The sequence below is a fragment of the Sphingorhabdus sp. Alg231-15 genome (genome assembly GCF_900149705.1).
Taxonomy (GTDB): domain Bacteria; phylum Pseudomonadota; class Alphaproteobacteria; order Sphingomonadales; family Sphingomonadaceae; genus Parasphingorhabdus.
Map to the genome: position 1 here is coordinate 96,829 of NZ_LT703001.1, position 12,601 is coordinate 109,429.

Here is a 12,601-nt window from a genome sequence, read left to right on the forward strand (position 1 = left end):
CGCCATAGGATGCGACCGATTCCTCCCCGGATTATCTGCTTTTGCGCTCAGGCAATGATGTCGGGGGCGTGCTATGCTTTTTGTGAACAAGAGGAACCCTTCATGTCCGAATATGTCCGTCAAAACGGTGTCGAGATTTCATCTTTATTGTTTGATTTTATCAACGAACGCGCGCTCGTTGGCACGGGTGTGGACCAAGAGCGGTTCTGGTCCGGTTTTGCAGATCTTCTGGCCCGCTTTGCGCCACGCAATGCCGAGCTGCTCGCCAAGCGGGAAAAACTGCAATCACAGATTGATGACTGGCACATCGCCAACAAGGGCAAGCCCATTGATCAGGTGGCCTATCAAGCATTTCTGAAGGAAATTGGATATCTGGTGGAAGAGCCGGCACCATTCGCCATCACGACGGAAAATGTCGATCCGGAAATAGCGACAATGGCGGGGCCGCAACTGGTAGTACCTTCATTGAACGACCGTTTCGTACTCAATGCCGCCAATGCACGTTGGGGCAGTCTCTATGATGCCTTTTACGGAACGGATGCACTGGATGCGGCTCCGGCCGAAGCAGGTGGCTATGATCCGGTGCGAGGAGCCGCAGTGATCAAGGCGGCTAAGGCGTTTCTGGATGAGACATTGCCGCTGTCGAACGGCAGCTGGGCCGACCTGACTGATGTCAAAGAAAACGGCATCCCGCTAAAAGATCCTTCGCAATGCGCTGGATGGAATGACAACGGATGTCTGTTCAAGCATAACGGTCTGCATATTGATGTTATTTTTGATGCAGATCATCCGATCGGCAAGGATGATCCGGCGAACATTGCGGACGTCTATCTGGAAGCGGCGCTTACGACGATCATCGATATGGAAGATTCTGTCGCAGCCGTTGACGCAGAAGACAAGGTGCTGGCCTATACCAATTGGCTTGGTTTGATGCGGGGGGATTTGGCCGCCAAATTTATGAAAGGTGGCAACGAGGCAGAGCGTCGTGCCAATCCGGACCGCGAGTATGTTGATCAGGATGGCAATGCCTTCACACTGCCAGGCCGGAGCCTCATGTTTGTTCGCAATGTCGGACATCTGATGACCAATCCTGCGGTTTTGCTGAACGACGGATCTGAAGCGCCCGAGGGCCTACTCGATGGCGTGTTTACCAGCCTGATTGCAATGCATGACTTAAGAGGCTTGGGAGACCTGGGCAATAGCAACGCCGGATCCATCTATATCGTAAAGCCAAAAATGCATGGCCCCGAGGAATGTGCCTTCACCAATGATCTGTTCGATGCAGTCGAGGACTTGTTGGGATTGGACCGCAACACAATCAAGGTTGGCGTAATGGACGAGGAGCGCCGGACTTCTGCGAACCTTGCGGCCTGTATTCATGCGGTCAAAGACCGAATCGTATTCATCAACACTGGTTTCCTCGACCGCACGGGTGATGAAATTCATACCAGCATGCAAGGCGGCGCAATGGTCGCCAAGGCGGACATGAAATCCAGCGACTGGATTCAATCCTATGAAGCACGCAACGTCGCTATTGGTTTGGCATGCGGCATGTCGGGCAAGGCTCAGATCGGAAAAGGCATGTGGGCAGCGCCCGATATGATGGCCGATATGATGGAGCAGAAAATTGGCCATCCGATGACCGGTGCAAATACCGCATGGGTGCCCAGCCCAACCGCAGCAACCTTGCACGCCATCCACTATCATAGGCTCGATGTGTTTGCGCGGCAGAAAGATGTGGCGGGTGACGGAATACCTTCGCTGGATAGACTGCTCACAGTTCCGCTGGCGCAAGGCCATAACTGGTCGGACGAAGAGATTGAGCGTGAGTTAGACAATAATGCGCAAGGCATATTGGGTTATGTGGTGCGTTGGGTCGATCAGGGCATTGGCTGTTCCAAGGTTCCGGACATTCATGATGTCGGCCTGATGGAAGACCGTGCGACCCTCAGAATTTCATCCCAACACATGGCCAACTGGATGCTGCATGGTGTCTGCTCGGCGGAGCAAGTCGATGCAGCTCTGCTGCGTATGGCGGCGAAGGTTGACGGCCAAAATGCTGGTGATCCCTTATATCAGCCAATGGCGAGTGATCCGGCTGGCAGTCTGGCATTCCAGGCTGCGCGGGACTTGGTGTTTAAGGGCGTCGAGCAGCCAAGTGGATACACAGAACCACTTTTGCACGCTTATCGCCTGAAATTGAAAGCCGGAAGCTAGGCAGACAAACAACGTGCGAGCGTAACAAATTCGTCCACGCTAACGGTTTCGGGGCGACGGGCGCCGTCGATGCCGACGGTTTTCAGAGCATCCAATCCGCCCGGCAGGCTTTTTAGGCTCTGCCTAAGCATTTTGCGGCGTTGGCTGAAGGCGGTCTGGGTCAGTTTCGCCAGCATCTCCGGGCTCACGCTCTCGGGCTGTTCTTTCGGTGTGAGATGCACAATGGCGGACATGACCTTTGGCGGTGGTGTAAAGGCTGACCGATGTACGGACATGGCGAGTTTGGCATCACAGCGCCACTGCGCCAAAATCGAAAGCCGCCCATAGGCACTGGAGCCTTCCTTGGCGACAATTCGGTCTGCGACTTCTCGCTGGAACATTAGCGTCAAGGATTGCCATGCCGGAGGCCAATCTGCACTCGACAGCCACTTGATCAACAGAGCCGATCCGACATTATAAGGTAGGTTAGAGACAATATGAAATGGCGTGTCGAACAACTGAGACAGGTCGATTTTCAGGGCATCTTCGTTGATGACATTCAGTTGGTCAGGAAAATGGTTTGATAGCTCTTGCAGCGCAGGCAGGCACCGCTCATCCCGTTCGACTGCCTTAACCTTGGCGCCGGCTTGCAATAGTGCCTGTGTTAACCCACCAGGCCCGGGGCCGACTTCAAATACCAGGCTGTCCTGCAGATCACCAGGAACTGAAGCGATGCGCGATAGTAGCTGGGTATCGAGCAAGAAATTCTGCCCAAGCGCTTTATTTGCGGTCAGACCATGTTTTTTGATCACCTCCCGCAGCGGGGGCAGGGATGGAGTCTTGTTCAAAGGTCGTATTTTTCGCGATTGGATACGGCGGTGGCCGCCATCTGGATTGCTGCAATCATTGACCTTGGGTCAGCAATGCCTTTTCCAGCAATCCCGAACGCAGTGCCATGATCCGGAGAGGTGCGAACAATAGGAAGGCCTAGAGTCATGTTTACCCCATCGAAAAAATGTAAGGTTTTCAGGGGTATCAATGCTTGATCATGATAGGGACACAAGGCTACGTCATATTGTGATCGCGCCTCTTCATGGAACATTGTGTCTGCGGGCAGGGGGCCAGTTACATCAAGACCCAACGCCAAAAGGGCATCGATGGCGGGACGCATAACCAGATTTTCTTCGTCGCCGAGATTGCCATTCTCCCCCGCATGCGGATTGAGTCCGGCAATGGCTATCCGAGGTTTCTCTACTCCAAAATTGCGGATCATCGCCTTCTGCGCAGCTTGTGCACGTGCAATTATCAGTTTTTGCGAGAGTAGTTCCGGTACCTTGGACAAAGCAATATGGGTGGTCATCGGTATGACGCGTAGAGACGGGCCCGCCAACATCATAACGGCATTTTCTCTCGCGATTCCGCACCGTTCGGAAACAAACTCTGTCTGTCCGGGATAGCGGAATCCAACCTTGTACAGCTGCGATTTTGACACTGGCGCTGTAATGACTGCACCGGCATCACCTGATCGGGCCAGACCGCAGGTGATCTCCAATGCATGAAGAGCACATTGGGCGCCGTCGAGACTGGGTTCTCCAGGCACCGTCTGTTCGCCATTGTGGATATGAAACACCGGTAACGCTGTATCAAACAGGCTGTCGGCTTCTGCCGGTTCCGATATCTTGACCACAGGAATGCCGCCAAGACCATCGCCATCAGGGGTGACGAAATCATCATAATTACCGGCAACAAAAAAGGGCTTTAAGCCATGGCTTCTTCTCTCTTGCCAGCTCTTGCAGATTATTTCGGGCCCAATTCCAGCAGGATCACCGCAAGAGACGGCGAAGGGTCTTAAAGCCCCGGGCATCGATCAATTATATTCGATAATGGCGTCACGTCGCAAATCGCGCAAATAGATTTGGGCACGTTTGTTGACGCGCTCATTTTCCAACTGAGACATGATCTGGTCGAAGGACGGTGCTGCAGCCGTTTGCGGATCATCACGACCACACAGGATCAGGACCCGGACACCGTCGACTACAGAACCAAAGGGCTGACTGGCCTGCCCAATATTCAGATTGGCAATTGTATTCTGCAGTGGTCCTGGAAGATCTTTCAACCGAACCTGATCATTGTCAACGATCGTAGCGCCGATGTTGTTTGCTACTTCATTAGCGGCACCGCAGCCTTTGATGTTCTGCGTTGCCGTTGCAAACTGTGCCGCACGAGCTGTTGCTTGTGCTTCCGTCGTGCCTTCCGGAAAGCTGATAGCAAGTTGCTTGAGGCTTAAAATGGCGTTTCTTGGGTCAGCCGTTAAAATCTGACGCTCGTCGATAAGATAAAGGATAGAAAATCCACCCGGGACTTCGACCGGGCCAACAACCTGTCCAACCTGCATCTGAACGGCAGCTTCGGCAAGCGATCGCGGCAATTGCGCTGGTCGAACCCAGCCAAGGTCACCGCCGGTGGCTGCTGTTGAGGCTTCTGAGAATTGTCGCGCGTAAGCAACAAAAGAGCCACCTTGGCGAATCTGATCCAGTATATTGCGCATGTTTGCCGCAACCTGTTCCACTGCATCTGGTGCAGCTGACATATAAATCTCGCCAATGCGGTATTCCGTGGTGCCCTTCGATGCGTTGAGGCGTTCGATGATGGAGTTTACTTCCTCGTCACCGACATTGATGAAAGGTTGAATGTTCCGGCGCAGCAGTCGGCTCCAAGCCAATTCGCCTTTTATCTGTCGTTTCAACGTGTCGGTGGAGGAACCCTTGGTCCGCAAAAAACTATCAAATGCTTGTATGTCCTGCTTGAAGTTTTGTTGAGCCACCTGATTGAATGTCTGATCAATCTCGGCAGGAGAAATGACAATTTCATTGGCTTCTGCTTCCTGAATCTGGAGGGTTTCATCGATCAAGTTGCGAAGCACCTGCAGGCGCAGACGTTTTTTTTCTTCCGGAGATACCGTGCCGCCATTGGCTGCAACGATCAAAGCAAGACGATGCCCGACATCGGTACCGGTAATAATATCACCATTGACCAAAGCGGTTGCCCGACGGACATTTGGATCATTTTCTCCAAAAATGGTCAACTGCTCAGGAATATCAAGACCGGCCTGTGGAACGCTATTGTCCGAAACTGTCTGACTGGTCGATGGAGTTGCGGCCAAAACCGCAGCGGCAGCAGCAAAGGCGATTTTCGCTTTTTTGCTAGATATTATGGTACGCATAAAATTCATTTTTCGTTTCTTTTCAAACTCTAAGAACATTTTGAACGCTGCTTTTATCATATTTGGGCTGAACCTAATATGAGCGCTCCTGCATGATGAATAAACCCTTTACACACCCAAATTGCGTAAGGCCAGTCGGAAGAGAAAAGTGCTACCGCGTTGGTCATCTCCGGTGTCATCATAATCATAGCGCCAGGTCACACCGAGAGATAGACAGCCATCATCATAGGCGACTCCGATCCGGTGCCGAACCGGCTCGAAACCATCAGCCGATGAAAGAGGATCTTCGCGAGCATCGGTAAGATCGATGATCGCGGACCCAAAAACGGACCAATATTGATCGATCTGATAGCGCCCGCCAATCCGAACTTCCTCGCGGTCGCTGAGGTCTTCCAGTCCGGCTCCAATATCTCGGTTGAGCCGTAAATAACCAATTTGTGCATAGGTGTTTTTTGAACCGACGGTTGCATCAATTTCGTTGCGTCTCACCGCTACGCTATCTTTGTCCAGCCGATATCTGTGGGTGAACTTGACGATATCTTTGAAACGCACCTCCGTGCGCCCTACTATATCAGAAAAGCGCTCCGACAAGCCGGTCCCGTCAGGAACAATATTGCTTTTGTTGGCCAGTCGATAGCTTTGACCAACTATCGCATTGATAGACAGGCTAGGGCGACTCAGATTCCATTCCACGCCATAGGTGGCACGGACGTTGTCTTCATAGCGATCATATCCAGGAAAGCGGTTCAGCGCGAAAAGATTTGTGTCTTCCAGATCGACCGAGCGTGAATCCTCATTCGGGACATCTAGGTTCGAGATGGCGGGTGTTGCAACGACCTGAAAGCGTGGGGTTAAGGTCTGAGTGCCGCCAAAGGCCCGACCAACAAAAGGCCATTTAACATCAACTGCAGCGGTCACGATACCGCGGGTTTGCCACCCTGAATCCCCTCGATAAATCACTGTTTCGTTGAGGGCATTGTCTTCGCTGTTATAAACATCCCCGCGGGCAAAGCCGGTAAGTGTGATTTCCTGACCCAAAGTCGTCAGCCTGCGTAATTCCCAGCGAGCAGACGCAAAAGCGCGCTGCGTATCTTGTCCTTCGGATCGGCCAATGGCTAGGCTGTTTAGCTGAATCTGTGTCGTTCCACCGAGGATCGGCTGTGCGAAGCGCTTGCGATAATCAACCACAGGAAGGGCTACCGGAACCTGGTTCTGCGGGTCGCCTGCTCGCAGTGTTTGAAATGCCCAACCGGCGAGTGAGAAATAACTGCTGTCGTCAATCCGTTCGACATTAATCGTTGAACGCAAGCTATCATCGTCACTTATGTCATAGCGGCGCAGAAAAGTGCGGTCTGATGCAATTCGGGCAGACTGTGAAATCGTCCAGTTCTCGTCGAGAATGAACCGGCCACTGGTTGCAAAATAGCCTCTGAAATCCCTTTCTGAATCGGGCAATGGTCCAGAGGCGCCAGTCGGAATCCGTGAGCCGTAGGTGGCATAGCCGGTCATTTGGAATGCACCCTTGTCATCCAGACTGCGGAACGTTCCACTGATCAGTGGTGCAACTTCAGTAAACACCTGAGCCGTCACGGTTGCATCCTGATTGGGGGCAATATTGAAGTAATAAGGTACGGAAACCGCCACTCCGTTCGTCGAATCGAACCTCAGGTTAGGGACCAGAATACCGCTACGGTTTTCATTGCTGATCGGATGAGAAAGGCCAGGTAATGGAATGACGGGCAGCCCAAATATCTCAATCCTTGCCCCATCGTAGCTGACACGTTTTTTAATCGGATCATAGCGCACTTTTACGGCTTTGATCTCCCAGCTTGGGTTTTTGGGACAACCGTCGTCGGTTGTCACCGCGCAAGCCGTATAGGCGGCATTGTCCAGTGCCAGCGAACCGTCGGCGAAGCGCTCTCCCTTTCGAGCGGCCAAACGGCTGCCGTCTTCCAGCACAAGCAGTAGGTTATCGACAATACCATCACGCAAGCTGTCGGTGAGTATTATGCTGTCGCCATAAGCGGTGTCGCCGTCAGGGCTTGTTGACCGAATGTTGCCTTGTGCCTCAACGACACCGGTTTTACGGTTCCAAGTTACTGTATCAGAGCGGAGTTTATATCCGTCGCGGTTAAGCAATACGTCGCCTTTTGCCGTGACGATGTCATTCTCAAAATCATAGTCGATAGTATCGGCGCTGAATTCTATGTCGTCGGATGGCGCTGTTGCCTTTTCAGCAATTGGCGCAGGTTCATCCAGATCGGATTGGGCCATTGCGCCTTGCGGGTTTGCCAAAGGAATAGCCAGAGCAATCAATGCGATAGACGATTTCATTGACGAGATTAACCTACCTTTGGCCCCATGAAATATCGGCGCTTTTATTTGTGCCGCCAACTCAACCATCGCCCTATTGCATCAGATTGCGTTTGCTGCAAATTTTCCGTGTCAGAATTTTCACAATCCCATAAATGGAATGAAATGATGATTGCAAATACAGAGCCAATCTTTCATTGATCCATGCTGAACAGAAGATAAAATATCAGCCGCAACAGCGTGATTGATCGTTTAATAAGGACGTCCAACCCATGAAATTCACATTTGCAGTTAGCCCTTCTTCCACACCAGATGCGATGGCCTTTGCCATAGGTAAAGACGGGCTGGGCGATGCAGAGATTGCACTAGAGCAAGCAGATATGGTGCGCACTGCCGCCAAAGCGGCTCGATTCAAGGGTAAAACTGGTCAGACTTTCCAGACATTTGTCGCCGAAGGCGATGCCGTGATCCAAGTCATTCTCACCGGGGTTGGCAAAGGGGAGCGCAGTGATTGCGAGACGGCTGGCGGTGCTATTATTGCCAAACTGATGACATCAGGTGTGAAACATCTTGCGATTAGTGGTGACGGTCTCGCCCAAGATCAATTGGCGCGCCTGTTATTCGGCGCAAAGCTGCGCAGCTGGAGAATCGATAAATACCGCACGACAATGCCGGAAAATGCCAAACCGACGCTGGAAGCAATCACCGTGCTCGATACCGATATGGAATCCGCACCGGTTTGGCAGGAACTATCGGCCGTGGCCGATGGCGTATCCTTAACCCGTGAGCTGGTGTCGGAGCCAGCCAATGTGATCTACCCGGAAAGCTTTGTGGCACGCTGTGAAGAGCTGCAAAGCATGGGGGTAGAGTTCACCATATTGGGTCAGGAAGAAATGGAGAAGCTCGGCATGGGCGCGCTGTTGGGCGTGTCCCAAGGCTCGGTTCGGCCGCCTCGCATGTTGGCGATGCGTTGGGATGGCACCGATGGCGCACAAAAAAGGCCGCTCGCTCTTGTCGGTAAAGGTGTGACCTTTGACACGGGCGGTATATCGTTGAAGCCACCTGGCGGTATGGAAGACATGAAATGGGACATGGGCGGTGCCGGTGCGGTCGCAGGAACCATGAAGGCGTTGGCGGGCCGTAAGGCCAAAGCCCATGTCGTCGGGATATGCGGCCTGGTCGAGAATATGCCGGATGGCAATGCGCAACGTCCCGGAGATGTCGTCACCAGCATGAGTGGCCAGACAATTGAAGTGATCAATACGGATGCGGAAGGACGCTTGGTCTTGTGCGACGCCCTCCATTGGGCGCAGGAGACATTTGAGCCCGAAGTTGTTGTCAATCTGGCGACACTTACTGGTGCAATCATTGTGTCTCTTGGTAATGAACATGCTGGCTGTTTCAGCAATGATGACGGCTTGTCGGACAAGCTTCTGGCCGCCGGCAAGACAGCGGGTGACCCATTGTGGCGCTTCCCGCTAACCGCAGCTTATGACAAGCAGATCAACTCGCCAATTGCGGATATGAAAAATGTCGGTGGCAAGGGTGCGGGATCGATTACGGCTGCACAATTTCTCAAACGCTTTATCAAAGACGGCGTCAAATGGGCTCACCTTGATATTGCGGGCATGGTCTGGGCTGACAAGCCAGGGCCGGTTTGGGACAAAGGTGCAACAGGCTTTGGCGTGCGCTTGCTTGACCAATATGTCGCCGATAACTTTGAAAAATAGGCTAAGCTGAAGGGCATGTGACCGGTGCAGGTCGATTTCTATCATTTGACCCGCGATCCGGCAGAAAAGCTGGTAACCGTGCTGGCTCAGAAAACTCTGGATGGCGGGCAAAAAATGCTGCTGGTTTCGAGTTTTGTCGGACAGTTGGAGAAGCTCAGTAAAGCATTATGGCAGGCCGGGCCGGCCAGTTTTCTGGCCCATGGTCTGGCCGGAAGCGAGCGAGATGATGCGCAGCCGATCCTGATTTCAGGTGAATGTATCGCGGCAAATGGCGCGCAATATGTCGCGCTGACGGACGGTGAATGGCGTGACGAAGCGCTTGGTTTTGATCGTGCATTCTATCTCTTCACTGCGGAACAAATTGACAATGCTCGGTCCGCCTGGCGCGCGCTTTCGGCAAGGGATGATGTAACACCGCGATATTGGAAACAAGATGGCGGTCGTTGGGTTGAAGGGCCCTGACACAATTCCCGTTTGCGCTTTTTCACTGTTGCTCTTAAAATCCTGAGCCGGGTCGCGCCATATTTTGATGGAGGCTTATTCATGAACAAATTTCTTATCCTTCCCATTATGTTGGCGGCCATGTCCTGCGGTAGCAATGATGAGGTCGCATCCGGCACGTTTGATGATGGAGAGGGTGGCGAAGGCAGTTATTCAATCAGCGGTGATGGCGATGATAGCGAAACGGTGATCAAATCGGGCGATGGAGAAGTGCGGATCGCAACCGGGTCGAAAGCGGTTTCCGAACTGCCCATGGGCATAGAATTATACCCTGGCGCAGATATTCAAAGCAGCATGACCGGCATGGGCGACGGCAAATCTGGTGCCATGATTGTGTTCAAAAGCTCTGACGACCAGGACGATGTGATCGCTTTTTACAAGGATCAGATGAAAGATAAGGGTATTGAAGTCCAGACTGAGGTCAAAGCAGGTGACATGCAGATGATAGGGGGAGAGAGCGCCGATGGCGAGGGGCTCAATATCTCTGTTATTAAGGATGACGAAGGCGGCGTAACCACGACTTTGCTTGCCGGAGGCAATCGCTAGACAGTTAAATCGGTCGGTGAGTCTGACAAAACTTGCTATGCTGTAAAAGTCCGGCTAGGGGCGGCGCAAACTTATTTCATACCCCTATTACGGAGCAAAATCATGGCCGGTACACGGACATTTTCGATCATCAAACCAGACGCTACCAAGCGCAATTTGACCGGTGCGGTCACCAAAATGCTGGAAGAAGCTGGCCTGCGGGTTGTCGCTTCAAAGCGCATCCACATGACTCGCGATCAGGCTGAGGGCTTTTACGCGGTTCATAAAGAACGGCCTTTCTTTGGCGAACTGGTAGATTTCATGATCAGCGGTCCGGTTGTTGTACAGGTGCTGGAAGGCGAAAATGCCATGCAGCGTAACCGCGACATCATGGGGGCAACCAATCCTGCAGATGCTGTTCCCGGCACCATTCGCAAGGAGTTGGCCGAAAGCATTGAAGCTAACACCGTTCACGGTTCTGACAGCGATGAAAATGCAGCAATCGAAATTGCTTACTTCTTCAACGAAGACGAAATTGTAGGGTAATCCTAAAACCGGAAGGCCGGCTTTTGCTGGCCTTCTCCCTTTTCTGATTTCACTCGTCGGTCGCTTTTCCGATCATATCCGCTGGTGCGGGATTGGCTTCGTCATAGCGTTCCCAATCGTGGAATGCTTCGCGTCGGACAATAATCCACTGACCATTGCGCTTTTCAAATTTGTCGCAATAGCGACCAGCGACGATCCAGTCGGTGGCCTTGCCATTTGTCGGTACGGGGCCGAATTCAGGGGTTCCCTCCTGAACATAGTGATAAGCGACAAAATTCGCTTCGGTCGACACACTTGTGCCATTCTCGTCAAATGTGAAGTGCACATTCGCGATGGAATGGTGGGTGTCAGGCACTTTTTCCAGTACTTCGCTTGCGAAACCTATAAACTCGTCGGGCGGCCCCGAATAGTCGCCATGCTTGTGAATATGGTCATCGGCAAAACAGGATCGAACCAGTTTCCAATCGCGGCGGTCGATGCCCTTGCAATAACGATGCAGAATGTCGCGAATTTCCTCTCGCGCCAACAGCTCTTCGACCTTGTCCATCCTGCTCTCCCTCATATTGTTAGGGCCAGTGCGTAGCATGTGCTGCTAATCAAAGGATAGTTGGCAAAAAAGAGAGGGATAAAAATGGGCAGGCTGGACGGCAAAGTAGCAATCATCACTGGGGCAGCAAAGGGATTAGGTGAGGCCGATGCCCGCATGTTCGCGCGCGAGGGTGCGAAGGTCATTCTGACGGATATGGATCAAGACAATGGCAACAGAGTCGCCGCAGAAATTGGTGATGCAGCCGAATTTCAGATGCAGGATGTTCGTGATGAAGCCGGATGGGAAGACTTGATCGCCGATGTCGTGTCGCGATATGGAAAGCTTGATATTCTGGTCAATAATGCCGGCGTCGTGGAGCCAGGCACTATCGAGACGCAAACGGCCGACGAATGGCGGTTTGTGATGGCGGTTAGCGCCGATGGCACATTTTTTGGATGTAAATATGCTGTACCAGCGATGAAAGCCTCCGGCGGCGGTTCAATCATCAATATGGCGTCAATCGCATCGGTTCAGGGGGAGCCCGTGGTTGCGGCCTATGCAGCCGCAAAGGGTGCTGTGGAAAGCCTGTCGCGCAGCATCGCGGTCCATTGCGCCAACAACCAGTATAATATCCGCTGCAATAGTGTTCATCCCGCAGGAATTTTGACGCCCATGGTGGAAGAAATTGGACCCAAGATGATGGACCGCACCGATTTGCGTCCGGCCAGCGAGGGACCGGCGGCCAGTGCGCTGGGTGAACCGGACGATATTGCCAACACGGTGTTGTTTCTGGCCTCCGACGAGTCGAAATTTATTAACGGAGCGGCGATTCGTGTCGATAATGCCAAGTCGGTAGTGGAGGGCGTCGTTCCATAGAAACGGTATCAGATGCCGGTCCGATGGGAATTGTTAAGCCGACATTTTCGATGGAATATCTGGTCGGGCCTCAATCGGTCCTTTACCCGCTGAACAAAGGGGCGAAGCTTTTGGTGATGTCGAACCTTGCTCAGGGTCTCGCAGGGGTAAGTATGCTATAAA

Annotated in this window: 11 protein-coding genes; 6 read left to right on the forward strand and 5 right to left on the reverse strand. The window is 52.6% G+C overall.

The window, feature by feature from the left end; all coding sequences use genetic code 11:
* The first annotated feature begins 102 nt into the window (after positions 1-102).
* The gene (locus DG177_RS00480; protein ID WP_108809694.1) at positions 103-2,217 is read left to right on the forward strand and encodes a malate synthase G; all 2,115 of its coding nucleotides are present in this window, start codon (positions 103-105) and stop codon (positions 2,215-2,217) included.
* Here the strand turns inward: DG177_RS00480 and rsmA are convergent.
* From rsmA to DG177_RS00500, 4 genes are all read right to left on the reverse strand, one after another.
* Positions 2,214-3,008 (reverse strand): 16S rRNA (adenine(1518)-N(6)/adenine(1519)-N(6))-dimethyltransferase RsmA, encoded by a 795-nt coding sequence (rsmA, locus tag DG177_RS00485; protein WP_337658339.1) that lies wholly within the window; start codon positions 3,006-3,008, stop codon positions 2,214-2,216. The two genes, DG177_RS00480 and rsmA, sit on opposite strands and share 4 nt — an antisense overlap.
* Before the next feature lie 32 nt (positions 3,009-3,040).
* The gene (pdxA, locus tag DG177_RS00490) at positions 3,041-4,060 is read right to left on the reverse strand and encodes a 4-hydroxythreonine-4-phosphate dehydrogenase PdxA (protein WP_108809696.1); all 1,020 of its coding nucleotides are present in this window, start codon (positions 4,058-4,060) and stop codon (positions 3,041-3,043) included.
* A 3-nt stretch (positions 4,061-4,063) separates the two neighbouring features.
* On the reverse strand, positions 4,064-5,419 hold the full coding sequence (locus tag DG177_RS00495; RefSeq protein WP_108812690.1) for a peptidylprolyl isomerase: 1,356 nt from the start codon (positions 5,417-5,419) through the stop codon (positions 4,064-4,066).
* Positions 5,420-5,527: 108 nt separating this feature from the next.
* Positions 5,528-7,753, reverse strand: a complete 2,226-nt coding sequence (locus DG177_RS00500; protein ID WP_108812691.1) for an LPS assembly protein LptD — start codon at positions 7,751-7,753, stop codon at positions 5,528-5,530.
* A 251-nt stretch (positions 7,754-8,004) separates the two neighbouring features.
* Here DG177_RS00500 and DG177_RS00505 point away from each other — a divergent pair, with 251 nt between their 5' ends.
* The 4 genes from DG177_RS00505 (at position 8,005) to ndk (ending at position 11,034) form a co-directional block, all read left to right on the forward strand.
* Positions 8,005-9,462 (forward strand): leucyl aminopeptidase, encoded by a 1,458-nt coding sequence (locus tag DG177_RS00505; protein WP_108809697.1) that lies wholly within the window; start codon positions 8,005-8,007, stop codon positions 9,460-9,462.
* Between the two features lie 24 nt (positions 9,463-9,486).
* Positions 9,487-9,924 (forward strand): DNA polymerase III subunit chi, encoded by a 438-nt coding sequence (locus DG177_RS00510; protein ID WP_108809698.1) that lies wholly within the window; start codon positions 9,487-9,489, stop codon positions 9,922-9,924.
* A gap of 81 nt (positions 9,925-10,005) precedes the next feature.
* Complete coding sequence (locus DG177_RS00515; protein ID WP_108809699.1) at positions 10,006-10,509, forward strand: hypothetical protein; 504 nt, start codon at positions 10,006-10,008, stop codon at positions 10,507-10,509.
* A 102-nt stretch (positions 10,510-10,611) separates the two neighbouring features.
* Positions 10,612-11,034: a nucleoside-diphosphate kinase gene (ndk, locus tag DG177_RS00520; RefSeq protein ID WP_108809700.1), complete on the forward strand. Its 423-nt coding sequence runs from the start codon at positions 10,612-10,614 to the stop codon at positions 11,032-11,034.
* A 49-nt stretch (positions 11,035-11,083) separates the two neighbouring features.
* Here ndk and DG177_RS00525 read toward each other — a convergent pair whose 3' ends face one another.
* A complete protein-coding gene (locus DG177_RS00525; protein ID WP_337658345.1) occupies positions 11,084-11,581 on the reverse strand; it encodes a nuclear transport factor 2 family protein in 498 nt (165 codons plus the stop codon).
* An 84-nt stretch (positions 11,582-11,665) separates the two neighbouring features.
* Between DG177_RS00525 and DG177_RS00530 the strand changes: the two genes are divergently transcribed.
* Complete coding sequence (locus tag DG177_RS00530) at positions 11,666-12,439, forward strand: glucose 1-dehydrogenase (protein ID WP_108809702.1); 774 nt, start codon at positions 11,666-11,668, stop codon at positions 12,437-12,439.
* Positions 12,440-12,601: the final 162 nt, after the last annotated feature.